Annotated in this window: 19 protein-coding genes and 1 tRNA gene; 6 read left to right on the top strand and 14 right to left on the bottom strand. The window is 43.6% G+C overall.

Annotation, left to right across the window (positions count from 1 at the left end):
* Positions 1-90: 90 nt before the first annotated feature.
* The gene (locus PG901_RS10230; protein ID WP_271134359.1) at positions 91-762 is read right to left on the bottom strand and encodes a phosphoribosylanthranilate isomerase; all 672 of its coding nucleotides are present in this window, start codon (positions 760-762) and stop codon (positions 91-93) included.
* Between the two features lie 238 nt (positions 763-1,000).
* Between PG901_RS10230 and PG901_RS10225 the strand changes: the two genes are divergently transcribed.
* Positions 1,001-2,638, top strand: a complete 1,638-nt coding sequence (locus PG901_RS10225; protein ID WP_271134358.1) for a cryptochrome/photolyase family protein — start codon at positions 1,001-1,003, stop codon at positions 2,636-2,638.
* A 105-nt stretch (positions 2,639-2,743) separates the two neighbouring features.
* Here the strand turns inward: PG901_RS10225 and PG901_RS10220 are convergent, their stop codons facing one another.
* Positions 2,744-2,962 carry a hypothetical protein gene (locus PG901_RS10220; protein WP_201562705.1) on the bottom strand — a complete coding sequence of 73 codons (219 nt, stop codon included), beginning with the start codon at positions 2,960-2,962 and terminating at the stop codon, positions 2,744-2,746.
* Between the two features lie 222 nt (positions 2,963-3,184).
* Entirely contained in the window at positions 3,185-3,934 is a 750-nt protein-coding gene (locus PG901_RS10215; protein WP_271134357.1) for a DUF4230 domain-containing protein, read from the bottom strand.
* Positions 3,935-4,522: 588 nt separating this feature from the next.
* On the opposite strand from PG901_RS10215, the gene PG901_RS10210 reads away from it, so the two are divergent.
* Entirely contained in the window at positions 4,523-6,241 is a 1,719-nt protein-coding gene (locus PG901_RS10210) for a proline--tRNA ligase (protein WP_271134356.1), read from the top strand.
* A 111-nt stretch (positions 6,242-6,352) separates the two neighbouring features.
* On the opposite strand, the gene queF is transcribed toward PG901_RS10210, so the two are convergent.
* The 4 genes from queF to PG901_RS10190 form a co-directional block, all read right to left on the bottom strand.
* On the bottom strand, positions 6,353-7,231 hold the full coding sequence (gene queF, locus PG901_RS10205) for an NADPH-dependent 7-cyano-7-deazaguanine reductase QueF (RefSeq protein ID WP_271134355.1): 879 nt from the start codon (positions 7,229-7,231) through the stop codon (positions 6,353-6,355).
* A gap of 99 nt (positions 7,232-7,330) precedes the next feature.
* A complete protein-coding gene (locus PG901_RS10200; protein ID WP_201562788.1) occupies positions 7,331-8,143 on the bottom strand; it encodes an ABC transporter permease in 813 nt (270 codons plus the stop codon).
* Positions 8,144-8,160: 17 nt separating this feature from the next.
* Entirely contained in the window at positions 8,161-9,123 is a 963-nt protein-coding gene (locus PG901_RS10195; RefSeq protein WP_201562712.1) for an ABC transporter ATP-binding protein, read from the bottom strand.
* 345 nt (positions 9,124-9,468) lie between these two features.
* Positions 9,469-10,116 (bottom strand): c-type cytochrome, encoded by a 648-nt coding sequence (locus tag PG901_RS10190; RefSeq protein WP_271134354.1) that lies wholly within the window; start codon positions 10,114-10,116, stop codon positions 9,469-9,471.
* Between the two features lie 372 nt (positions 10,117-10,488).
* Here PG901_RS10190 and PG901_RS10185 point away from each other — a divergent pair.
* Positions 10,489-10,565: transfer RNA gene (locus tag PG901_RS10185), tRNA-Arg, on the top strand.
* A gap of 163 nt (positions 10,566-10,728) precedes the next feature.
* Here the strand turns inward: PG901_RS10185 and PG901_RS10180 are convergent.
* Positions 10,729-11,094, bottom strand: a complete 366-nt coding sequence (locus PG901_RS10180; protein ID WP_271134353.1) for a hypothetical protein — start codon at positions 11,092-11,094, stop codon at positions 10,729-10,731.
* Positions 11,095-11,129: 35 nt separating this feature from the next.
* Here PG901_RS10180 and PG901_RS10175 point away from each other — a divergent pair, with 35 nt between their 5' ends.
* Positions 11,130-11,930, top strand: coding sequence for an NAD-dependent deacylase (locus PG901_RS10175; RefSeq protein ID WP_271134352.1), 801 nt, complete (start codon positions 11,130-11,132; stop codon positions 11,928-11,930).
* A gap of 131 nt (positions 11,931-12,061) precedes the next feature.
* Here PG901_RS10175 and PG901_RS10170 read toward each other — a convergent pair whose 3' ends face one another.
* The 4 genes from PG901_RS10170 to PG901_RS10155 all read right to left on the bottom strand — a co-directional run bounded on the left by PG901_RS10170 (position 12,062) and on the right by PG901_RS10155 (position 15,883).
* Entirely contained in the window at positions 12,062-13,060 is a 999-nt protein-coding gene (locus PG901_RS10170; RefSeq protein WP_201620379.1) for an adenosine deaminase, read from the bottom strand.
* Between the two features lie 219 nt (positions 13,061-13,279).
* Positions 13,280-13,804 carry a TPM domain-containing protein gene (locus tag PG901_RS10165; protein ID WP_201562721.1) on the bottom strand — a complete coding sequence of 175 codons (525 nt, stop codon included), beginning with the start codon at positions 13,802-13,804 and terminating at the stop codon, positions 13,280-13,282.
* A 77-nt stretch (positions 13,805-13,881) separates the two neighbouring features.
* Complete coding sequence (locus PG901_RS10160; protein WP_271134351.1) at positions 13,882-15,102, bottom strand: TPM domain-containing protein; 1,221 nt, start codon at positions 15,100-15,102, stop codon at positions 13,882-13,884.
* Positions 15,103-15,250: 148 nt separating this feature from the next.
* Positions 15,251-15,883, bottom strand: a complete 633-nt coding sequence (locus tag PG901_RS10155) for a LemA family protein (protein WP_201562725.1) — start codon at positions 15,881-15,883, stop codon at positions 15,251-15,253.
* Between the two features lie 1,005 nt (positions 15,884-16,888).
* Here PG901_RS10155 and PG901_RS10150 point away from each other — a divergent pair.
* Positions 16,889-18,439: an alanine/glycine:cation symporter family protein gene (locus tag PG901_RS10150; protein WP_201620377.1), complete on the top strand. Its 1,551-nt coding sequence runs from the start codon at positions 16,889-16,891 to the stop codon at positions 18,437-18,439.
* 288 nt (positions 18,440-18,727) lie between these two features.
* Here PG901_RS10150 and PG901_RS10145 read toward each other — a convergent pair whose 3' ends face one another.
* Positions 18,728-19,336 (bottom strand): fasciclin domain-containing protein, encoded by a 609-nt coding sequence (locus PG901_RS10145; protein ID WP_201562728.1) that lies wholly within the window; start codon positions 19,334-19,336, stop codon positions 18,728-18,730.
* Between the two features lie 560 nt (positions 19,337-19,896).
* Positions 19,897-20,451, bottom strand: coding sequence for a fasciclin domain-containing protein (locus PG901_RS10140; RefSeq protein ID WP_271134350.1), 555 nt, complete (start codon positions 20,449-20,451; stop codon positions 19,897-19,899).
* Positions 20,452-21,210: 759 nt separating this feature from the next.
* Here PG901_RS10140 and metH point away from each other — a divergent pair.
* Positions 21,211-25,044 (top strand): methionine synthase, encoded by a 3,834-nt coding sequence (metH, locus tag PG901_RS10135; protein ID WP_271134349.1) that lies wholly within the window; start codon positions 21,211-21,213, stop codon positions 25,042-25,044.
* Positions 25,045-25,101: the final 57 nt, after the last annotated feature.

Raw genomic sequence — 25,101 nt, 5'->3', positions numbered from 1 at the left:
ATAAATATTAGGATAAAGAAAAATTAGATTTAATCAGGAAGTCGGAATAACGCTTAAATAAGAGTAAATAGCACAAATATAGCAGTTATCTTAGAGAGCGTCAGTGACCGTCTCGTTTTGCCATCGGTCACGCTTTACTGCTTTCATAAAGGCACGCATCTTATCAGCGTCTTTTTTGCCTTTATCAATCTCAATCCCACCGCTAACGTCGACGCCATAAATAGGCAAATCAAGAGTCGCAGCGACATTGTCGGCATCCAGTCCACCCGCTAAGATAATCGGCAGTGAGCTATTATCTGGAATCAGGCTCCAATCAAAGCGCGCACCCGTACCGCCATATTTATACTGATGATAAGCATCAAGCAAAATACTGCTCGCCCCTGCGGCGGCAAAACTATCAATCCGTGCGCTTACATTTTCCACAGTATCTTGCTCAGCATTAATACGCAGCGCTTTCATCCAGCGTTTATTGACGGCATTTGCCAGATACTGGCACTGTTCAGGCGTTTCATCACCGTGGAATTGAATGATATCAAAAGGGACATTATTTGCCAGTTCAATCAGCTCATTTTCAGGCATATTGACCACTAATGCCACGACACTGACAAAAGCAGGCAAGGCAGCGCTTAATATCTGCGCCTGCGCTAGCGTCACCGCACGAGGACTGGGGGGATAAAATACCAAGCCGACCGCATCAACACCCAACTGCACAGCGGTATTGACATCATCAAGCTGGGTAAAGCCGCAAAACTTAACGTGCATTATATGACCTTTTTTTTATAAGCTTGCTAAAATTTCGGTAAAGGCAGTAAATAATAGGCTAAAAATAAAAGCTTCTATAAATCCCACCAACAGCGATATTACGCCAAATGCTCATCATAAGGAATGATGCTGATTTGTTAAGCGCATAGCAAATCAATTGCATCCAAAAACTTATCCTAGCATACTTTTATTCGTAGTTTTGTTTATGATTGCGATTGACTAAAATAGGAATAATTGAATGTCTAACACGGCGTCAGCTAAGGGCGAAAATCATGATAATAAGAATGTCAGTATGCCGCATTACTTGATGTGGTTTCGTCGTGATTTGCGGCTGCATGATAATACAGCATTGGCGGCACTTTGTGAGCGGGCGAACGCAGACAAGGCGCAAGTCAGTGCTATGTTTTTCCTTACGCCTGAACAGTGGCAAGCGCACGATATGTCACTCACACAGCTCGACCACATCGCCCGCACCTTGCCAATCTTAGCAACATCTTTGCATAAACAATTGAATATCACATTGACCGTACAGGCTTGTCCAAGCTTTTCTGATTGTGTCGAGGCGCTAAGCACATTATGTGAGGCTAATAACATCAGCTGTGTGATGGCAAATCATGAGTACGAAGGCAATGAGATTGACCGCGATGAACAATTAACCAAACAACTGGCAAAAAACGATATCGAGTTTATTCGCTGGCATGACCAATGTATCTTGCCGCCGCACAGCATTACCACCAACGATGGCGACAGCATGTATAAAGTATTCACCCCATTTTATAAAAAATGGCGGCATACCTTAGATGTTAGCACCATGCAAATGCATGAAGCAGCAGCTATAAATAACAACAACAACGCCAAGCTAAAAATCTCGAAAGCTAGCGCTACGACTATCAAAGATATCGAAAAATTAAGTAAAGGAACTGTTGATGACTGTCAAAAGACATTACAAGATGGCTGTTCAGAAGGTATTGATTCATTAAAGCATATTGATATGGACGCACAGCTTGATTACGCTCGTGCAGCTTACCCTGCTGGTGAAGCTGCTGCTTGCCAGCGTTTAGAGGAGTTTATCGCCGAAGATATTGATAACTATGATATCAGCCGCGATGTGCCAAGCTTGCACGCGACTAGTCATTTATCAGCTTACCTGACTATTGGCTCAATCAGTCCGAGACTTTGCTATTTGCAAGCGAGCAAAGCCCAAGAAAAACTGCATAGTAATGATAGCGACACCTTTAATGACTCTGACAACAATGATATTAATCGCTGGATAAGCGAGCTTGCTTGGCGAGATTTTTATCGTCATGTAATCGTTGATAAGCCAACGCTCATCCGCCACAAGGCGTATAAAGAAGAGACAGACAGCAAGATTCATTGGTCATATAACGAGGATGATTTTGAGGCATGGTATACAGGCAAGACTGGCGTGCCCTTAGTCGATGCCGCGATGAGATGTCTGAATGCGACGGGCTTTATGCACAATCGCTTACGGATGGTCACCGCGATGTTTTTGACCAAGGACTTACTGATTGATTGGCGCTTAGGTGAGCGCTACTTTATGCAGCAGCTGATAGACGGTGATTTTGCTTCAAATAACGGCGGCTGGCAGTGGAGTGCATCAACAGGTACGGATGCTGCGCCCTACTTCCGTATTATGAACCCCTTTAGCCAAGCCAAAACTCATGATACTGATGGCGAATTTATCAAGACTTGGCTACCGGAATTAAAAGATATTCCTGCCAGCATTTTGCATAGCGAAGATAAAATGCGTAAAGAACTGGCCAAGGGTGGTAAGTTTGCTAATATTAACTATCCAATACCAATAGTTGAACACAAAGCTGCTCGGCAATTAGCGATTGCAGAATTTAAAAGATAAGACTGAGTGTAAACAGCTCTAAATTTAAAAACAGTTATGCACTAAAAATAGCCATGAACTAAAACTCAGTTATGAGTTAAAAAAACAGTCATGATTTTAAAAGCCTTAGCTGTCTATTTGCACCAAACTACTTTGTGGCGCACTCGCTCTATCAGTATCTGACTCTAATATCCGCGTCTTAATGGTGTAAATGGCATAAGCGAATAAGGTAAAACTAAGAATTAACAGTACCCAAGTCGCAAACGATAGCGACCCTTTTGCTTTAGGATGTTTGGTTAATTTGCGCTTCTCATGGGCAGACGGCTGATTATTAGAAGTTGTCATAGATGCCACCTCTTACATTATATGAGATATAGGCCTATTTGAACGACAGCATTTATAAGTCTGTCGTTAATCACAAATAAGTCCTGCTATATAATATAATAACCCTATTACTCATCATTTCAAGCAACAACTGTTAACTGGCGAAGATATTTATCAGAACACCGAAATCTCTCTCCTCGTCCTAACCCCTTACAATGCCAAAATCCAATCCATTTAAACCATTTAAGCATTAGTCACTGGCATCTGACATGCCCCTGCGCCCTGCGTCGTTACCGTTACTACTGCGCCAGTTAATGAAAATAACTGCTGCAACTGGGTTTGCGCATTTTCTAATGCCATATTCATCACATCACCGCGGCAAGCGCGTTCAAGCACTTCCTTTTTTGCCATACTTTGCGCTTGTTGCAAAATCTTTGGATCAACCTGCATCATGCCAAAAGCGCCCGTTTGCCAATCATAAATTTCGATATCGTCTAAATAAACCGAAAATATCTCTGATGGCGGTAAAGTAATATGAATTTGCGGCATGATAGAGACGGGATTATTGGCATCCACGCTTTCAGCATTTTTAATAGCAGCCTCAGCAGGCGCTATCACTTGTACCATCTCAGGCGTTAAAGCGCTCAAATCAATCCCCGCTTCTACGCGCCCACGAGCGATAAACAAGCCCTTTTGCTCATCTTGCCACAGCTTCATCCAACTGCCTGCTTTTTGACTGGTAATGATAGTATCAACACTAAACGCCACCGTCTCCAAGAGATTCAATTTCTGAATCTGCATCACCACCCCTTCACGGGTAATGGTCTCTATAGGCGCTTCTTTGCTACTTTTTTGCAGACTATAAATCGCAAAAATGAGCGCGGCAAGACCAATCATCAATACCAGCCACGACATCATAGCGATGGGTTTTTTCGCAGGCGGCTGATTGGCATTATTATTACTGATAGAAGAATGGTTCTCAGGATTGGTCATGTAAGCTACCTCAAAGTTTTTTTGTTTTTATAAGCGAGTTAAAAAGCTAAATATTTAGTATCGAAATCTAAGATATAAATGCTAGTTGCGCGCGTTAACTTCAAGTAATAACTACCAATACTCTACATAATTCTCAATAGTGCTATGGCGAGGTAGTCAGCTCATTATTTGCTATAAACATGCTTAAAACCGCTAAATAATCGAATTAATACCAACATATTTGGCTCTTTAAGTAATGTTGTGGCTGAAAAAACAAAAAGTCATTGCGTCTTAGGCGAACTTTACCTAACATAGTCAGATTGTATAAGCAAAATGTTGGCGTACACCTATTTTTCTGGCTTATATGTCTAAAATATGACGTTGCCAATATGGACGTTTAATACAAAATGAAAAGTTCCAGCCTTTTTGCAAGGCGTTTTATGAACGCACTTTCTACTGATGTACTGTTTGTCGCAGTACTTTTTAGCTAGGCATGTCCTAGACTATTACCAAGTGATAAAAGGTAAGCTTGCGTCGGCCATCAAAGCACACGCTCAATATCCTACTATTTCTTATTTATTTTATCGTTGATAAGGTTATGCTTTATTTATGAAAGCCAGTCAATTTTTGTTTGCCACGCTAAAAGAAACTCCCAGCGATGCTGATATCGCCTCAAGCCAATTAATGGTAAGAGCAGGTCTTATTCGTAAAATCGCTTCTGGATTATATATCTGGTTGCCGATGGGTTTGCGCGTGTTGCAAAAAGTCGAACGCATCGTTCGCGAAGAGATGCAAAACGTCGGCGCTCAAGAAGTGCTGATGCCAATGACCCAACCTGCCGAGCTTTGGCAGATGACCGGTCGATTTGACGATTATGGTCCTGAGCTATTACGCTTCAAAGACCGTCATGACCGCGATTTTGTCTTGGGCCCGACGCACGAAGAAGTCATCACTAACCTTGCCCAAGGCGAGCTGCGCAGTTATAAGCAGTTGCCGATTACCTTTTTCCAAATCCAAGGTAAGTTCCGTGATGAGATTCGTCCGCGTTTTGGCGTAATGCGTGCGCGTGAATTTACCATGAAAGACGCCTACTCGTTCCACGTTGACCAAGCGTCACTCGCTAAGACTTACCATGATATGTATGACGCTTATACGCGCATCTTTACCCGTTTGGGTTTGGATTTCCGTGCGGTACAAGCGGATACGGGTTCTATCGGCGGTTTTGCTTCGCATGAGTTCCATGTGTTGGCAGACAGCGGCGAAGACGATATCGCCTTCTCTGATTCTTCTGATTATGCGGCCAACGTCGAGCTTGCTGAATCGGTAAGCACCGCTGAGCGTCAGCCGCCGAAGATGGAGCGCGAAGACGTCTTAACGGAAAACATGACCAGCTGTAAAGTGGTTGCTGAACATTTGGGCGTACCGCTAGAGACGACGGTGAAAACCTTAATCGTTCATGGTCATACTGAAGATGGTGAACCGCAATTAATCGCTATCGTTTTACGTGGTGATCATCAGCTCAATACCATCAAAGCTGAAAAAATCGAAGAGGCCAATGTGCCGCTTATGATGGCCTCTGATGAAGAGCTCATAGCAGCGGGTCTGCATAAAGGCTTTATCGGTGTTGATTTGGATATGCCAGTATTTGTTGATCGCTCAGCCGCCACCTTGTCAGATTTTGTCACGGGCGCGAATGAAGTCAATAAACATACCATTGGTATGAACTGGGTACGTGATGCAAGTATTACTCGTATTGTTGATGTGCGCAACGTACAAGAAGGCGACCCTTCTCCTGATGGTAAAGGCACGCTAAAAATCAAACGTGGTATCGAAGTCGGTCATATCTTCCAGTTGGGTGATAAGTACTCGCAAGCGCTGAATGCTACCGTATCTGGTGAAGATGGCAAGCCTGTTACCCTAATGATGGGTTGTTATGGTATTGGCGTTAGCCGTATCATCGCTGCTGCTATCGAGCAAAACAACGACGAAAACGGCATCATGTGGCCAAAAACGCCAACCGTTGATGACTCGATTGCGCCTTTTGAAGTGGCTATCATTCCGATGAAGTCAAAAGAAGAGACCGTCATAGAGACGGCGACCGCTTTGTATGAAGAGCTAAAAGCGCAAGGCATCAATGTACTACTTGATGACCGTAATGAGCGTCCAGGCGTTAAGTTTGCCGATCTTGAATTGATTGGTATTCCACATCGTATCGTGGTTTCAGACCGTAACTTGGCTGAAGGCAAATACGAATACGTCAATCGCCGTGAGGCAGAAAAGCAAATGCTCAGCCGTGAAGAAGTCATGGCGAAAGTAAGCAGCAAATAGTTTTATTAATAAAACTTATGCCATAAAAAGCGCCTATCTTAGTGAATAAGATAGGCGCTTTTTTATGTCTACACTAATTGCTCAGTAACTGATGAAAAGCCAACCTTTTACCTACTGACGTATTAAACGGCTTGGTTTAGGTAATAAGCTCATATCACTGACACGGCAAGGGTTGATATCGATACCGCCGCGGCGAGTGTACCATGCGCGAACCATCAGTTCACTTGGCTGATAGTATTGACTCAAATCAGCAAATATCTGCTCAATACATTGCTCATGAAAACCATTATGCTGACGAAAGCTTAAGATATAACGCAGCATATTGGCGGTATTAACTGGCTTTTCACTGCTTATCGAAACGGCCAATGTGCCCCAATCTGGCTGATTGGTCACCGGACAATTACTACGCAGCAAGTTAGAATAAAAGCTGAAATTTTTGCCAACTTCTTTTTCAGAGTCTCTCAAATCGCTTTCATTTTTAGCTAATAATGACGCATCAGGATGTTCCGTTAGCGCTACTTTCTCGCTGCTATTTGCAAGCGCCTCATCGATGCAAACACCTTCAGGTTGTGCAATCAATAAGCCTGTTGCTTTATCGTTCAGGTCATCATTTAAATCAAATAGCTCAACGGTTACTTCTGCTTGTACGCAGGCTGATAAGTCTTTGGCTATCAGCGCTTGCACATCGTCCCAGCCAGAAAACTCAGTAAAGTTAATACTGTTTAAATATAGCTTAAGCGACTTTGACTCAACGATAAATGGCGAGCTTGCCGGAATACCAAAGCGAGCGATAGCCACTTGTGAAATACCTTGGGAATTTAACCAAGACATCTCAAACGCCTGCCACCAATCAACGCCCACTTTTAGTTTATCATCATGCCAACCAATCGCATCACGTCCCATACTACGAGCAATCGGATATAGCGTCTCTGGACTATACTCAGTCGGATAGTCGGTGGTTTGCTCACCCAAGATACCGTGAATACTCATTTATCTTCCTAATATTAAAGCGTTAAAATTTAACAAAATTAGTGACTTAACAATAAGCTCAAGCAGACAGTAAAAGCACGACCTGCTAAACTGCAAATACTACAAGCGTACGCGTGAACCATTACTGAGCAAGCGATAGGCGATGGTATAAAATATCGCACAGAATACAAAAATAGCCGCCATCGAATACCAAACATTGACGTCAGAATACCCTAAGATGCCATAACGGAACGAATTCACCATATAGACAATCGGGTTTAGTAACGAAACGTTTTGCCAAAATGGTGACAGATTTTCCATCGAGTAAAACACCCCGCCAAGATAGGTCAGTGGCGTTAGTACAAAGCTTGGAATGATGGAGATATCATCAAATGAGCGGGCAAATACTGCGTTAATAAAGCCGCCCAATGAAAACAAGATAGAGGTGCCAAGCACCGTAAATACCGTCACAAATAAATGCTCGATACCAAGGTCAGTAAAGAATAGCGCCACTATCGAGACGATGATACCAATCGCCAGTCCGCGAAAGATACCACCACTGATATAACCCATCAAAATCGCATGCTTAGACACCGGCGAGACCAAAAGCTCTTCGATACTGGCGGTAAATTTAGCACTAAAGAAGCTCGAGACCACGTTAGAGTAACTGTTGGTGATAATCGACATCATGATTAGACCGGGCACGATAAACTGCATATATGGCACGCCGCCCATTTCACCAACACGTGAGCCAATCATCTTACCAAAGATGACAAAGTATAAGCTCATGGTAATGACTGGCGGCAATAAAGTCTGCGGCCAAATACGTAAAATCCGGCGCACTTCTTTGACTAAGATAGTACGAAATGCAATCCACTTTTGGGCGATGGTTAAGCCGTCATGAGGGCGAGATACCTGTGCTGCTTTATTCATATCACTCATGTCCTGACTCATAGTCCTGCCTCCTTCATACTGTCTGCACTATCGATATTTTTGTCTACCAAGCGCATAAATAACTCTTCTAAGCGGTTGGCCTTGTTACGCATACTCGCCACAGTAATGCCTTGCTCTGATAATTGGTTAAAGACACCATTTAACGACTCGCCTTCTGTTAAAGTCACTTCCAGCGTCTGCTCATCTGGCTGCGACAATCCCGTTATCCCAGTCAAATCTAATTGACGCGTAAGCGGCGTCTCTAAATCAAAAACAAAAGTCTCAACCGACAATTGAGCAAGTAAATCTTTCATTTCTGTATTAATACGAATCTCACCATGATCCAAAATCGCGATACGCTTACACAGCTGCTCTGCTTCTTCTAGGTAGTGCGTGGTCAAGATAATAGTGGTGTTTTCTTCGATATTAATCTGCTGCATAAACTCCCACATAGAGCGGCGCAGCTCGATATCAACACCAGCCGTTGGCTCATCAAGAATCAACAGTTTTGGCTTATGAATCAATGCGCGAGCAATCATCAAGCGGCGTTTCATACCGCCTGATAATTCGCGTGATTTGCTATCACGCTTATCCCATAGGCCAAGTGCGGTCAGTAGGCGTTTTGCCCGTGGACGTGCTTCTTTGGCAGAAATACCAAAGTAACCCGCCTGAGTAATCAAGATGTCTTCCACTTTTTCGAACTGATTAAAGTTAAACTCCTGCGGTACAACCCCAAGGTATTGCTTAGCCACCGAAGGATTTTCTAATAAATCCGTGCCAAAAATCTTTACGCTACCGGCCGTCGGCTTAAACAGTGAGCTAATAATGCCAATCATCGTTGACTTACCAGCACCATTTGGCCCAAGCAGCGCAAAAAAACCACCCTGCGGGACGGTTAAACTGACATCTTTGAGTGCCGAAAACCCATTGCTATAGGTTTTGGATAAATTCTGAATAGCAAGTGCTGGTACTTCAGACATGAATACCTCTTTATTGTTTATAAATTTGTATGGACAGCGATTTTTAGCATACTGGTATTTTTTAGCATACTAATATCTAGAAGAGACGATGTAATGTCATAAAGTGAGGCTACTAGCAATGAATTTCAACTGTGCCCTATAAGAAGTATCATATTGATAATACTCATCATTAAAAAAGCGCCTACCTCATTAAATGAAATAGACGCTTTATCAATACAGGCGTTAAAAGGCTGAATAGACTTATTAGCAATAAATCATGCTTACACAGTTAAATCATCAGCCTAAAAACCATTTGGCTAAATGTAGCTTATTATCTAGCAACTAATAACTAGCAACTAATAAAAACTAGCTGGCTTCACCAATCATATAATCAACCGCGCTTTGTACTTCTTCATCAGGAATATCCGCGCCGCCTTTGGCAGGCATGGCGTTGAAGCCATTGATAGCATGGGTATACAAAGTCTCTGTACCTTTTGCGATACGAGGTCCCCAAGCACCAGCGTCACCTAACATAGGTGAGCCAAGTAAGCCTGACGCATGACAAGTTTGGCAGACAGCGTTATACACATCTTTACCATCACGAGGACCATCGCCTGCAGCTGGACCAGCAGAACGTGCGGTCACGTCACAGACTTCGTCGTCTTCAAAGCATACTTTAGCAACAGGTTGAATACGAGCAATCAAGTTAGGATACAAAGCAATCAGCTTTTGTACTTGCGGCGTGTCCTCTGGAATTGGCTCTTCAGCAGCAGGTGCTGCAGCGGCAGTTGCTTCAGCTGGCGCAGCGGCATCAGCAGGTGCAGCCCCATCGGTGGTATCTGCAGCCGCTTGGGTATCATCACCCAGTTTTTGCGGCGCATTTTCGACAACGTCTTGCCCTTCTGCAACATCAGAGATGGTTACAGGAGTGTCTACAACACTTTCAGCTTGGCTCACAGCGATACTAGCGATTCCTAGAATGGCAGCTGCCGATAACATAACTACTTTTCTCATTCGTCACGTTCTCTTATTGCGTATACAAGGGCCGACACGGCTTGGACATTCTGTCTGTCCTCCTTTGACAACCAAACCAGTTATCAATAGCAGACAGCCATCCCGCATGCAGGCGCGCTTGTAATCGGTGATTATAAATATGGATTCTCCCTGACATTATAAGGGAAAAGACAGGTAGATTGCCATGCCTGTTTGCTGACTATGGTGTTTTTTCTTAAAAAACCTCAATAGCGACCTTCATTCATTGGCTTTATGGCTTTTATTTGTTAGACTAAGCGGTCTTAATTTTTAGACGTCTCGCAGTATTAACGACAGCTAATCATCATCGTTTATACAGGGCGTTAATTAGTACGTTTTTAGTCAATAAATTATGCGCTCGTAGCTCAGTTGGATAGAGTATCGGTCTCCGAAGCCGAGGGTCGTGGGTTCGATTCCCGCCGAGCGCACCAATCACCATAATCAGTAGTATTTTACCTTTTCCTAGTCTCACCTATCATCTCTATAACCCTTTGACAGCAAGGCTTGGCGTTCTTAACTGCTGCCTATAACTGTGCGCTAACATCGATAAAATGTTGTACATAGAGTTGTTAAACCTATTCAATTTATATAAAACTACTCTGTATCTTGTAAATTTGCGGTTAATTGAGCGCGGCTGGGTACACGGTGATAATTAATCACGGGTACGTCACCTAAACGGCGCTGACCGGCGGCAATCTTTTTATCAATCGTAATCATGGCAATTTTTTTATCTTGCTTACTGATAAGCAAATGATTGGCTTTGCGGTTGACACGATAGTCAGGAAAATGCTGCTTTACCAACTCTGAGGTTTTTTGCAGCGCATCATTTATCGGTGTTTTCATACCTGTCGACTTTGGACTGTGCTTATCAGCGACTTTCGGTGCGCGTGATTTTGCCAAAAACCATAATCCAACGACGACCGCCAGCAATATGACAAGCCACCACATTCCATCTATCATAGAAGTCTATATCCATTGTTAATAAGGGTTAGGTCATGTTAGCAGAATTATCAGCAGCGTTAATAGCAGAAGTCGACCATGCGGCCAAACTACTTGGCGCAAAACAGCGCATTTGTATTTTAACAGGCGCAGGGATTTCAGCAGAAAGCGGTATTCCCACTTTTCGAGATAAGCAAACCGGCCTCTGGGAAAATTATGGCGCTGAAGATTTGGCGACGCCAGAGGCTTTTGCACGTGACCCAAAGCTAGTCTGGTCATGGTATCAGTGGCGCAGACAAGTGGTCGCCGATAAAAAACCAAATCCCGCCCATGACGCCTTAGCGCAGTGGCAGTATCATAGTCAATCATCTGGCCAGCACATAACGCTTATTACTCAAAATGTCGATGACTTGCATGAACAGGCTGGCAGTACAGTCACTCATCTGCATGGACATCTATGGCGTAATCGCTGTAGCCAATGTAAGACACCTTATCAGAAGCAATCTAGAGGCTCATACAGCAGCGCCGACACTATGGATTATAGTGAGGTACTGATTAACTGTCCGCATTGTGATGGTTATATTAGACCAGATATCGTTTGGTTTGGTGAAGCGTTGCCCGTACAAGCATGGGAGACGGCTGAACAAGCGGCGGCTGATTGTGAAGCTTTTATCAGTATTGGTACGTCAAGTCTCGTCTACCCTGCCGCTGGGCTGGCACAACTAGCAAAAGATAATGGTGCCAAAATCATCGAGATAAACCCAAATCCGACACCCAATGCCATCGTGGATATTACCTTAGCGGAAAAAGCAGGAATGGTGATGCCGTTATTAATCCAAAAAATCACTGCGTTATAATCGCTTGACCCTAAAATAATAGCAAATGACAAAACAAAAGGCTTAACGATTGATATCAACCGTTAAGCCTTTTTTATTAAAGATATATACAATCAATGCTTTATTCAGTCAGTGCCTTACTACATCAATGCTTATTGCAGCGCAAGATCAACTCTCGCTAGGTACGCTTCTTTTAATTCATCATCTATGAATGATGATCTAAAAGAATTTTTTACCAAAGTAATGATATCGTTTTCCGTTAGCGGCAGATTTTCACATAGATTGATAAAGTTTTGATTGATATAGCCTTTGAAATAAGCAGGATCGTCGGAGTTGACACTGACATTAAGACCATAATCTAACAGCGCCTTGATATTATGCGCTTGATAGCTATCAAAAACTTTAAGTTCGATATTAGAGTTTGGGCAAACCGTCAGCGGCATTTGCTCCTCTTTTAGGCGTTGCATCAATGCGGCACTTTTTATCGATTGCACCCCGTGGTCGATTCTACTGATACCCAGTAAATCTAACGCTTCATAAATATACGAAAAATCGGCTTCTTCGCCAGCATGAGCGACCAATGTAAAGCCTGCTTCTTTTGCCTTTTTAAAGACCTCTTTAAACTTGGCAGGAGGGTTACCCAGCTCCGAAGAGTCAAGACCGACACCGATAATATCGTCCTTAAACGCCATCGCTTCTTCTAAGGTCTCAAATGCCTCTTCTTGCGATAAATGGCGCAAAAAACACATGATGATACAAGAAGTGATGCCGTATTTTTCTTTAGCATCATCGAGTGCCTCTTTGATACCCGTAATAACGGCTGCAAAAGGCACGCCTCTTGCGGTATGGGTTTGCGGATCAAAAAATATCTCAGTATGAATGACATTGTCTTCCACACACTTAAGAATGTATTCCCACGTTAAATCGTAGAAATCGTCTTTGGTCATTAGGACGTTGGCGCCCGCATAATAGATATCTAAAAAGGTTTGTAGATTGGTAAAATTATAGGCGCGGCGTACATCTTCGATGTCATTATAAGGGATGTCTATATTATTTTTTTTCGCCAATCTGAACATCAGCTCCGGTTCTAATGAGCCTTCAATATGCAAATGCAGTTCTGCTTTGGGTAATTTCTTTATTAATTCAATCATAGTGTTCCAGTAGTGGCTTTTATTAAGCGCTGCGTTTGTCAGCGGGGTATATTTATAAAGGCTATTATATTTCAATTGGCCATAAAACCCCATAGACAAACAGCAAACCTTTGCATTCAGCTATAAACACGACTTTATAAGGATGACTTTATAATAAGGGTTGCTTCATAATAAGGGCTAATGCATAAAAGCCATTTCAAAAATACAGCATTAAAAACACTATTTTAAAAATACCACGGTATCAGACAGCTCATTACCGGCGGGATCATCGCCTAGATGATAATACTGACGCAATAACTGACCTACCTCATCTAATAGCTCCGCTAAGCTTTCTTCAGTTTTTTGATTGGCAATACCTGAGACCGCTTTTTCACACATGGCGCGCCACACAGTCGGGCTCACATGCGTGCTAATACCGCGATCCGCGACGATTTCAAGCTTATGCTCGCAGATATTGACGTAGATTAAAACACCCGTATTTTCTTCAGTATCCCAAACGCGATATTCACTAAACAAATCAATCGCCCGATCACGACAATCAAGACGATAGGCATCTTGGACAGGTAAGTGATTTTCTATAATTAAAAACACCTCACCGCGATGCCCACGCTCAGCCAACGTCACCTGCTCTGTCAGCCGCGCTTTAGCCGCTGGCGTTAGCCATTTGCTATGCAGCATAGGGACAAACAGTACTTGACGCCACCAACGAGCAAAACTTGCCTGCGACGAATTGCTTTTTACCATTATATTATTTCCTCAAGTACGCCATTGCTGGCAATCATCTAATGTCTGAACCTAACATGCCTTTATCAAAACCGCCTTTACCAAGAGCCGCCTGCCCCGCCGCCGCCAAAGCCGCCGCCACCTCCTCCGAAGCCGCCGCCGCCAAAACCACCACCGCCGAAGCCGCCGCCACTACTGCCGCCCATACCCGGTAAGAACACCATACCGCCGCCGCGTCCTCCACGACCACCGCGCCCGCCACCTGAGCCGCGCGAAATTAAAAACAGCCATAAAAATATCGCCATAATTAAGGTCATAAAGAAACCACCGCCCAAGGCAAGCGAGCCTACAAAGAAACCGCCAGCGGTCAGGATAGAACCAAAGATGCGCCCAAAGATACTGGTAATAAAGCTACCAAATATCATCGCCATCACGAATAAAAACACCGGTGATGGATTTTCACCAATATCACTTTGACTTTGGCTGCGTTCAGCAGCTTGCGCATCGGCACGCGCCAACACTTCAGGGTCAGCGGTCAGACGCGTTTGCAGGGCACCAACGCCGGCCAATATCCCAGCGCCATAGTTATTTTGCTTAAATAGCGGCGTAATATCTTCACGAATAATACGGTTGACCGCAGAATCGGGCAACACACCCTCTAACCCATAACCGGTTAAAATGTACATATCGCGGTCATTGACGGCAACGACCATCAGCAAGCCATCATCAATGTCTTTATTACCGAGCTGCCATTTTTCGGCAACCTGTAACGCATAGTCGAAGATTGGCATACCATTGGTCGTCGGTACAATGATAACCGCAGCTTGCGCCAAACCTTGCTGATAAATACCTCTTAGCTGCGCCTCTAAACGTTGTTTTTCTTGCGGGTTTAAGATATTGGCTTGATCAATAACGGGTGAATTCAGGATGAGCTTATCAGCATCGACACTTTCAGCACTCGACTGCACAGCTGGTTTAGTGGCTGTCGACGCGCCTGTCCCTTTTTCGCCCCTACCATTATTAGCGTTTGCCGCATTGGGATTAATAGCATCATTGCCAATGATGGCCTCATTAATCGCTTCGTTACCTAAGACGGCATCATTAAGGGCTTCATTAGATTCTGCGGCTTTGGCAATTGCTACCAAATCCTCGACACTACGATTTTGCATATCTGAGGCGCTATCGCTAGCGACAGCAATATTATCGTTAACACTGCCGTTGGTATTAGCATCGGTATTGGGCGCAGCATGCAGCACCGAGCCACTAGCGATGCTTAGGGTGAATAATAATGCGGATAAAAGTGCTTTTGAATTATTCATCTAATCTATACCACCTCAAATAACATCTGAACTAAATTAATGGCTGCAAAACCAAGCTAACGGCAAGGCGACGGATATAAAAGCGCTCAATAGAACAATTCACTATAAACACTTATTTTTATCCGCCACGATTTTACTTTACTGCACTTTATTGAGCGGTCTTCGTATCGTCATCACCAAAGTCTACACTGGGTGCAGTCGATATCTCTTTTTCATTGGCGACGCTAAAGTTTGGCTTTGGATCCATACCAAATACTTTGGCGGTAATATTGGTTGGGAACTGGCGCACTGTGGTGTTATAGCCTTGAACTTCTTGGATATAACGATTACGCGCCACAGCGATACGATTTTCCGTGCCTTCAAGCTGAGCTTGCAAGTCTTGGAACAGCGCATCTGACTTTAGATCAGGATAACGCTCAGAAACCGCCATTAAACGTGATAGCGCCCCAGTCATCTGGTCTTGGGCAGCGGCATAACGCTCCATCGCTTCAGGGTCATTGAGCAGCTCTGGGGTGATGGTGATACCACCAGCTTGTGAGCGCGCCGCAGCAACTTGGGTAAATACCTCTTGTTCTTGCTCAGCATATTGCTGCACAACTTTAACTAAGTTTGGCACCAAATCCGAGCGGCGCTGGTATTGGTTGACCACCTCCGACCACGACGCAGTGACTTGCTCATCTTGCGCTTGCAGATTGTTATAACCACAACCTGTTAAGCCAACGGTAGAAGTGGCCAATACGGCTGCTAGCAACATAGGTTTTACAATAGATTTACGCGTCATTTTTGACTCTCCTAAAAATGATAAATAACAAACAAGACGTTTTTTTAAGCACTTTTTTAATCATACACATTTATATAGGCGTATATCGCCTCCTCTACAAATGTGTCGCCTGCGATACATTGTGCTAATAATGGCGCTATCAGGTTACTTTTACAATTCATCGTTACCAAAACACAACCGCAAAGGCACGGCTCCTAGCAAGAGTTTGAGCGCTTTTTTCGACCTTTCTTAACTCATAAATCCTGACGATATTTTCAGCAACATTGAATAAGTCATGACAAAAGCGTGATAAACAAAGGATTTTATTACCCTATGGCATAAATTCACTGTGACTAGACGCTACTATATAAACGCCTTTATAAAGAAAATTCTAGTAATTGGCTAAAAAATATGGCAAATTGCAGTTACGTAGCCGTACGGTTTGAATACATTTGGTAGTGGACTTGTTACATTTTTGGTACTAGAGAATTGATAACAACCCCTTAAAAAAGGCTTGATAAGCAAACAGATGCTTGCCTATCAAGCTTAGCATAGAGATGTAAGCAACCGATATGACTCATAGAAAGTGGATTGCCATCACCTTGAGGATGGAGATTTAATATTATAACCGCCTGCTTTATCCGCTGATCTATTGATAACTGCTTAAGCATTTATGACGTGATAACAAAATATCGTCGTTATCAAAGCGCAAAAAGATAGATAAGAATAGCAACCGTCGCTCATTTATTGCCATTTATAAATAAGCAGTTAATAAGGGGTAAATTTGATTACTAGCTAGCGCCACTAAGCGCTTGCCTGCGATCAATATTGCTAATAGACCCAGCGGATAAAGACAGAAAACTACAGTCCATTCTTGGTGGCTAAGCGCGTATGAAACTTAATCGATAGGCTTAAGTAGATGCCGATTATTTGAGAAGTTGGTTTTAATAAGGAAATTAAATAGCAAACTTACTCTAAGCATCATCATATATAGCCACTTTGAGACAGTACTAGGAATATATACATATGGAAAGTTTAGTTAATGTAGTAAACGGAATTATCTGGAGCCCGGCATTAATTTATTTATGCTTGGGCGCAGGTTTATTTTATTCCATCATGACGCGCTTCGTACAAGTACGTTTATTCAGTGAAATGATCAGCTTACTATTTAAAGGTAAGTCGAGTGCACAGGGTATTTCATCATTTCAGGCACTTGCCGTATCCTTAGCAGGTCGTGTGGGTATGGGTAACATCGCAGGGGTAGCAGCAGCTATCGGCTTCGGTGGTCCTGGTGCGGTATTTTGGATGTGGGTTGTGGCATTCTTAGGCGCATCTACCGCTTATGTCGAATCAACCCTTGCGCAGATTTATAAAGAAAAAGACGTCGTCACTGGCGAATATCGTGGTGGTCCTGCTTATTACTTTGAGCGCGCGCTTGGTCAACGCTGGTACGGCATTATTTTTGCCATCGCGTCTATCTTAGCTTGTGGTATGTTCTTACCTGGTGTGCAAGCAAACGGCGTTATCAATGCCTTTGCACAGGTCATGGGTGAAGGCACCGTGATGAATATCGGTAGCTTAGAAGTGGGCTCTATGCGTCTTGTCGCATTGGGTATCATTCTAGTGGTGCTAGCGATTATTATCTTTGGTGGTATTAAACGTATCGCAACCTTTACTGAGTATGCGGTTCCTTTTATGGCACTGGGTTATATTGGCCTAGCACTAGTCATCATGTTTACAAACTACCAGATGATTCCAGAAGTATTTGGCTTAATCATTGGTGATGCCTTTACCGCTCAAGCCGGTTTTGGTGCGGCCATCGGTTGGGGTGTAAAACGTGGTATTTACTCTAACGAAGCCGGTCAAGGTACAGGTCCTCATGCTGCTGGTGCGGCTGAAGTTGAGCATCCATCACAGCAAGGTTTGGTACAGGCATTTTCAGTCTATGTTGATACCTTATTGGTTTGTTCGGCGACTGCCTTTATGATTTTGACCATGGGTACTTATAACATCCAAGGTACGCTACCTGACGGTCAATACATCGTACAAAACGTTGCAGCGGGCGTTGAGATTAACTCACCTGCCTTTACCCAAATGGCAATGGAATCAGTATACGGTCAATTTGGTAACACCTTTATCGCTATCGCCGTATTCTTCTTTGCCTTTACCACCATTTTGGCTTACTACTATATCGCTGAAGTAAACGTTGCGTACTTAACGCGCTTTATCAGCCGCGGTGCCAATAAAACCGGTCTATTCTTAGTTAAAGTACTAATCATGGTGATGGTTGCCTACGGTGGTCTGAACTCAGCCGGTTATATCTGGGCGATTGGTGATATCGGTGTTGGTCTTATGGCTTGGCTTAATATCGTTGGTATTTTGGTCATCTTCTTTGTGGCCCGTCCAACGCTTACCATGCTGAAAGACTATGAAGCACAGCGTAAAGCTGGCGTGAAGCACTATACGTTTGATCCAGCAAAATTCGGTATCAAAAACGCGCCTTATTGGGAAGAGCGTCATCTTAAGCAACAACAAAGAATGGCAGCCCAAGATCCACTACATAAAGAGCGTCTATAGTTCACTCTACTGTAGTGCTGTCTAAGCAGTATTCATAGTATCGATGGCATTGATAGTATTGCATTAATAGCATCGACAGTATTGACAGTATTGACAGCATCGATAAAAAAACAAAAGCCCGAGGCCATTGTCTCGGGCTTTTTTATGCGCGTAAGGTTGTTATAAAGACTGTGATATATTTTGCGATGAGTCATGAAATAAGTCATTAAATACAAAAAGCCCAGCTCGGTGGCTGGGCTTCTTAAACACTTAGATGCTTTTATTGTTGTTTATAGCGATGAAATCAGCTTATTTAGGTAGCAATACATTATCAATCACATGGACTACACCATTGGTCGCCATCATATCTGTGCCAACGATATTAGCCGTATTGCCGCTCGCATCAGTAATGACGTTGGCATCGCTGATAGAGAACGTTTGACCGTTTGCGGTTTCAATAGCATTGCCATAAGGGATATCAGCAGCTTTTACTACCATCGGTACGACATGATAAGTTAGGACGCTAGTGAGCATCTCTTTATCTGCCAACAACTGTTCTTTGGTGATGTTAAGCTTGGTTAATAAAGCAGCAAAGGCATCATCAGTTGGTGCAAATACTGTGTACTGACCTTCTGCCATCATCATGTCATCAAGGTCGGCGGCTTGTAGTGCTGCCGTTAAAATGGTTAGATTTTCATTACCGGCCGCCATCTCGCCAATGCTTTGGGTAGCCATATCTGCTGGCATTGCAGTCGCGTCTGCTTCAGCCATTGCTTCAGGAGCAACTTCTGGCTCAACGACGACGTCAGTAGTCGCTTCTGGCTCAACTGGCTCGGTAACGGCTTCTTTATCGTTACAAGCAGCTAGTGACAATGCAGCGGTAACGACGGCGATAGATAATAGGTTCTTCTTTAACATAGGGTATTCCTTTGGGGTAAATGGTTGGTGATTGGATGTTTATAAATGGGTAAAGGTTGGATAAGGGTTTGAGTGAATGGCTTATAAATAAGTAACTTAGTGAATAGGTAAAATTTTAATAATTAAACACTTAGTTAATTCATGAGTCCTAGAAATAAACCAACGATTTCAATGACTACCATATTAGCTGATTATTTTTTAATTGGTGCTTACTTAGGTAGCGACACTGTATCGATCACGTGTACAAAGCCCTTGTTAGGTTAATAACCCTTTTTAGCTTAAAAACCAATATTGGCTTATAGGCTATCAATATAGTCAGTTCAAAATAAAAGCGATACGTTATAGCTATGTGCGACTGGTATAAATTTTCCTTGCTTGCTGTTATCACAGAGGCTACGAAAAATTCATCCCAGTCGCACTGTATCGATTTTAAAGTAATTCTACTATAGCATTTGTAGTATATGAGCTTGTGTACTACCTAAATAAGCAGCTTATTAAATACTTGTTTGAATTTATACAACTTATATAAGAGCTTATTATTTAAGAACTTAGTTAATTACTTATTTAGGCATCAGTACTCTATCAATCACATGCACCACCCCATTACTCGCAGCGATATCAGTTTTTAGAATCTTGGTTATGCGACCATTTTCATCCATGAGTCTGCCTTGTGGTGTAATGACCAATGTATCCGTACTTAGCATGGTGTAATTACCGGGTCTGACGTGTTTTTGATAAACGGGCGTGTTACCTTTTAGCACATGGTAAGTCAAAATTTTAGTGAGCAATGGTTTGTTGGCAAACAGCTCAGCTTTGGTCATGCCCGTTTCTTGTAATGCTTGAACAAAGGCGGCATTGGTCGGTGCCAATACCGTATAGCTTGCACTGGTATCAGATAATGCGCCTGCTAAATCAGCAGCGACCACCGCTTCAACCAATAGCGAAAAATCTGGATTGCTTTGAGCGATTTGTACCACGTTCATACTGGTGGTAGCTTGGCTATGCATCGGTGCTTTCATAGTTGGGCTTTTGGTTGGCATCATATTATTACAAGCGCTAAGGCCGGCAATTGAAAGGGCTAAGGTACCAAGGGTAGCGATTTTGATCAGTTTCATAACATTGTCCTTAATGATTGAATGACTGCATGGTTTAATAAATGAATAGTTTACTGATTACAATTTATGGATTTTTATTACGTTCTTACGGTCAGATTGTCTTTCCTTAAAATCCTTGCCTATTCCGTTTTTAATTCTTAATTGCTAACCACTCTCAAATAAAAACCATTAACAGTTACTAATAAGCATTGCTTATGAAACGTCAATCCTTCTGAAATTAAATTAACATATCACAAAGTATTATAAACTTGCGTTTAGGCTAATTTTTGTAGCTTACGTGTAAACTAAAACAGTTTAATAAAACCTCGTATAAATAGCTGCTTTATAAATACAAATCAAGGCTTTAGGTAATCGTCTACTCAAATGATATTCATTTGTACCAAGCTGCGTTATGCAATAGGATTTGTTATAACTGTATTTTTAATTTGGTACTTTTAATGGCATTTTAACGCTTAATACGGGGCTCATTTCGTGCACCGATAGTTGGTCATAGTAATCCATTTTTGTTATTTTCAAATACGATGCCTCAGTGATAGTGCCGAAATGGAATAAGCGGAATAAGCACAATCCCGCGAGTAATAGCCGTTTCGTGCTAGAATAATCCAGATTTGCTTATCGATTTTTAAGCCAAATTTTTATCAATACTATTGTTTTGTACACCCTATTTTATAAGTAGCTAACTTAGTAAGCTCGCCCTAAAAATCTTGAACACTTTATCTTCTTTCTTTTCTTATCTTAACTCTAATAAGCAGCGCTCCTATGACTCAAACCACCACCCCACCGACCTGTTCTCATAATCATACTGGTGTCATCAATACCAATATAGCCAATGCCACCAATGTATCAAGCACGGCTAGTGACTTTATTTTGACGCCGCCTGCTGTATTTCCTTATAAAGCGCAGCAGTTAACCGCGCGCGCTCGTATTACTGAGCAGCTGGCGGCGCGGATTATGATGTTAGATGGCGCGATGGGCACCCATATTCAGACCTTTAAGTTAGAGGAAGCCGATTATCGCGGCGAGCGTTTTGCCGATATTGAGCAAGATGTACGCGGTAATAACGATTTGTTGGTGCTCACGCAGCCGCAGATGATTAAAGAGATTCATAGCGCGCACCTAAAAGCAGGTGCCGATATCATTGAAACCAATAGCTTTAACGGTACGCGCCTATCGATGGCCGACTACGACATGCAGCACCTCGTGCCTGAGCTCAATAAAACCGCTGCGAGAATTGCCCGCGAAGCCGCTGATGAATACACCGCTAAGACCCCAGAAAAGCCGCGCTTTGTGGCAGGCGTTATTGGGCCGACGTCGCGTACTTGTTCATTATCCCCTGACGTCAATGACCCCGCCTTTCGTAATATCACCTTTGATGAGTTGGTGCTTAATTACCGTGAGGCGACACTGGCTTTGATAGAAGGTGGCGTCGATATTCTATTAATCGAGACCATTTTTGATACGCTAAATGCTAAGGCAGCAATCTTTGCCGTCACGGGGGTGTTTGATGATATTGGCTTTGAATTACCGATTATGATTTCGGGGACAATTACCGATGCTTCAGGTCGGACGCTTTCAGGCCAAACGGCTGAGGCGTTTTATAACTCGATTCGCCATGCTAAGCCCTTATCGGTTGGCTTTAACTGTGCGCTTGGTGCTGATGCGCTGCGTCCGCATATTCAAACGCTGTCAAATATCGCCGATACTTATGTGTCAGCCCATCCAAACGCAGGTTTGCCCAATGAGTTTGGTGAGTACGATGAAACACCAGAGCAAACGGCGGCCCTGCTCGAAGGCTTTGCCAAAGCTGGCATTCTAAATATCGTCGGCGGCTGTTGCGGCACCACGCCTGAGCATATTCGCCTGATTGCGGAGATGGTCGCCAATTACCCACCGCGCGTGATACCTGAAATACCGCCTGCTTGCCGCTTATCGGGACTTGAGCCATTTACTATTACCCCCGAAAGCTTATTCGTCAACGTTGGTGAGCGTACCAACGTGACGGGTTCGAAGAAATTCCTGCGCTTGATTAAAACCGAAGCTTATACTGAAGCGCTCGATGTCGCCCGCGATCAAGTCGAAGGTGGCGCACAAATCGTCGATATCAATATGGACGAGGGCATGCTCGACTCCAAGCAAGCGATGATTCACTTCGTCAATTTGGTCTCTGGTGAGCCGGATATCAGCCGCGTGCCCTTGATGATTGACTCCTCTAAATGGGACATTATCGAAGAAGGACTTAAACGCATTCAAGGTAAATCCGTCGTCAACTCTATCTCATTAAAAGAAGGCTATGATGAGTTCGCCCTCCGCGCCAAGCTTTGTATGCGCTATGGCGCAGCGGTCATCGTCATGGCGTTTGATGAGGACGGTCAGGCCGATACCTATGAGCGCAAAATCGAGATTTGTCAGCGCAGTTATGATGTCTTGGTCAATGAAGTCGGCTTCCCTAGCGAGGATATCATCTTTGACCCGAATATCTTTGCGGTTGCAACCGGTATTACCGAGCATAATAATTACGGTGCTGACTTTATCAATGCCACCAAATGGATAACCGATAATTTACCAAACGCCATGGTATCGGGCGGCGTCTCTAACGTCTCGTTTAGCTTCCGTGGTAATCCGATTCGTGAGGCCATTAACTCGGTATTCCTTTATCATGCGATTCAAAATGGCTTGACCATGGGTATCGTCAATCCAGCGATGCTTGAGCTCTATGATGATATTCCAAAGGAAGCCCGCGACGCCATCGAAGATGTCATGCTCAATCGCAACCAAGGCGAGAGCGGTCAAGATGCTACCGAACGTCTGATGACCATCGCTGAAAGCTATCAAGATGGCGGTAAGAAAAAAGACAGCACCGTCGATATGTCATGGCGCGAAGGCACGGTCGAAGAACGTATTGCTCATGCGCTAGTAAAAGGTATCACGACCTTTATCGATGCTGATACCAAAGAGGCGTGGGAGAAATATCCCAAGCCGCTAGAAGTTATCGAAGGGCCGTTGATGGACGGTATGAATATCGTCGGTGACTTATTTGGTGCCGGTAAAATGTTCTTACCGCAAGTGGTGAAATCTGCTCGCGTCATGAAGCAGTCCGTTGCTTGGCTAAACCCGTATATCGAAGCGGAAAAAGTCGAGGGCGAAAAGAAAGGTAAAATCCTGATGGCGACGGTCAAAGGTGACGTCCATGATATCGGCAAAAATATCGTCGGCGTGGTACTTGGCTGTAATGGCTACGATATCGTCGATTTGGGCGTGATGGTACCTTGTGAGAAAATCCTTGATACGGCAATCGCAGAGGAAGTCGATATCATCGGGCTATCAGGTCTGATTACCCCAAGCCTCGATGAGATGGTCTATGTCGCTAAGCAAATGCAAGAGCGCGGCATGACCCTACCCTTGATGATTGGCGGGGCAACGACTTCTAAAGCCCATACGGCAGTTAAAGTCGAACCACAATATCAAAACGATGCCGTCATTTATGTATCGGACGCTTCACGCTCAGTTGGCGTAGTGACTAAGCTGCTATCCAAAGAGCACCGTCAAGGCTTAATCGATGAGACGCGCGAAGAATACATCAAAGTACGTGAGCGCCTTGCTAAGCGTCAACCAAAAGCGGCAAAAATATCCTATGCTGAATCGATAGAGCTTGGTTTTAAAGATGATTGGGACAATTACATACCGCCAGTTCCTAATAAGCTTGGACAAGTGATATTTGATGATTACCCCATCACTAACCTACTGCCTTATATCGACTGGACGCCGTTCTTTATCTCTTGGGGACTTGCTGGCAAATATCCAAAAATCTTGCAAGATGAGGTGGTTGGTGAAGCGGCGCGTGATTTGTTTGAGAATGCTAATGACTTGATGCAAAAAATGATTGATGAGAAGTTAATCGTTGCCAAAGGCGTCTTTAAACTTATGCCAGCCCGTCGTACCGGTGCCGATACCGTCACCGTCTATAACAAAGCACCGACTGAGGGCGGCACAGCAGAATATCAATTTGAGCATTTGCGTCAGCAGAGTGACAAGGCTAGCGGCAAGCCAAACTTTAGCTTGGCAGATTTTATCTCGCCATCGGAAGCTCATACCGATTATCTTGGCGGCTTTACGGTCTCAATCGTTGGGACAGAAGCATTAGCTGAAAAGTATAAAGCCGCTGGTGACGACTATAATGCCATCATGGTGCAGGCATTATCTGACCGCTTAGCCGAGGCATTTGCCGAGCATCTACATGAGCTGATTCGTAAAGAGTATTGGTGTTATCAGCCGACTGAGTCGCTCAGCAATGATGAGATGATTAAAGAAAAATACGTCGGTATCCGCCCAGCGCCTGGCTACCCTGCCTGCCCTGAACATACCGAAAAAGGTAAACTCTTTGACTGGCTGGGCACCGTTGATGCTATCGGTACGAGACTCACTGAAAGCTATGCGATGTGGCCTGCTTCATCGGTCAGTGGCTTTTATTATTCGCATCCTAACAGTGAATACTTTAACGTCGGTAAAATCAGCAGCGATCAGTTAGAGAGCTATGCTGAGCGTAAAGGTTGGGATATAAAGACTGCTGAGAAGTGGTTAAATCCGAATTTGTAGGTTAATAATTTGGTTATGTTCATTTTAGAATCAATAAACCACTATTTTTAAAAAACT

The organism is Psychrobacter sp. ANT_H3 (genome assembly GCF_027919975.1).
GTDB lineage: Bacteria > Pseudomonadota > Gammaproteobacteria > Pseudomonadales > Moraxellaceae > Psychrobacter > Psychrobacter maritimus.
Note: the sequence above shows the minus strand (reverse complement) of the source record. Positions and strands in the feature narration are given on the sequence as shown.

Bases quoted from the DNA above. Each gene is read 5' to 3' on its own strand.
- PG901_RS10230 (WP_271134359.1), bottom strand. From the start codon at position 762: ATGCACGTTAAGTTTTGCGGCTTTACCCAGCTTGATGATGTCAATACC.
- PG901_RS10225 (WP_271134358.1), top strand. From the start codon at position 1,001: ATGTCTAACACGGCGTCAGCTAAGGGCGAAAATCATGATAATAAGAAT.
- PG901_RS10220 (WP_201562705.1), bottom strand. From the start codon at position 2,962: ATGACAACTTCTAATAATCAGCCGTCTGCCCATGAGAAGCGCAAATTA.
- PG901_RS10215 (WP_271134357.1), bottom strand. From the start codon at position 3,934: ATGACCAATCCTGAGAACCATTCTTCTATCAGTAATAATAATGCCAAT.
- PG901_RS10210 (WP_271134356.1), top strand. From the start codon at position 4,523: ATGAAAGCCAGTCAATTTTTGTTTGCCACGCTAAAAGAAACTCCCAGC.
- queF (WP_271134355.1), bottom strand. From the start codon at position 7,231: ATGAGTATTCACGGTATCTTGGGTGAGCAAACCACCGACTATCCGACT.
- PG901_RS10200 (WP_201562788.1), bottom strand. From the start codon at position 8,143: ATGAATAAAGCAGCACAGGTATCTCGCCCTCATGACGGCTTAACCATC.
- PG901_RS10195 (WP_201562712.1), bottom strand. From the start codon at position 9,123: ATGTCTGAAGTACCAGCACTTGCTATTCAGAATTTATCCAAAACCTAT.
- PG901_RS10190 (WP_271134354.1), bottom strand. From the start codon at position 10,116: ATGAGAAAAGTAGTTATGTTATCGGCAGCTGCCATTCTAGGAATCGCT.
- PG901_RS10180 (WP_271134353.1), bottom strand. From the start codon at position 11,094: ATGATAGATGGAATGTGGTGGCTTGTCATATTGCTGGCGGTCGTCGTT.
- PG901_RS10175 (WP_271134352.1), top strand. From the start codon at position 11,130: ATGTTAGCAGAATTATCAGCAGCGTTAATAGCAGAAGTCGACCATGCG.
- PG901_RS10170 (WP_201620379.1), bottom strand. From the start codon at position 13,060: ATGATTGAATTAATAAAGAAATTACCCAAAGCAGAACTGCATTTGCAT.
- PG901_RS10165 (WP_201562721.1), bottom strand. From the start codon at position 13,804: ATGGTAAAAAGCAATTCGTCGCAGGCAAGTTTTGCTCGTTGGTGGCGT.
- PG901_RS10160 (WP_271134351.1), bottom strand. From the start codon at position 15,102: ATGAATAATTCAAAAGCACTTTTATCCGCATTATTATTCACCCTAAGC.
- PG901_RS10155 (WP_201562725.1), bottom strand. From the start codon at position 15,883: ATGACGCGTAAATCTATTGTAAAACCTATGTTGCTAGCAGCCGTATTG.
- PG901_RS10150 (WP_201620377.1), top strand. From the start codon at position 16,889: ATGGAAAGTTTAGTTAATGTAGTAAACGGAATTATCTGGAGCCCGGCA.
- PG901_RS10145 (WP_201562728.1), bottom strand. From the start codon at position 19,336: ATGTTAAAGAAGAACCTATTATCTATCGCCGTCGTTACCGCTGCATTG.
- PG901_RS10140 (WP_271134350.1), bottom strand. From the start codon at position 20,451: ATGAAACTGATCAAAATCGCTACCCTTGGTACCTTAGCCCTTTCAATT.
- metH (WP_271134349.1), top strand. From the start codon at position 21,211: ATGACTCAAACCACCACCCCACCGACCTGTTCTCATAATCATACTGGT.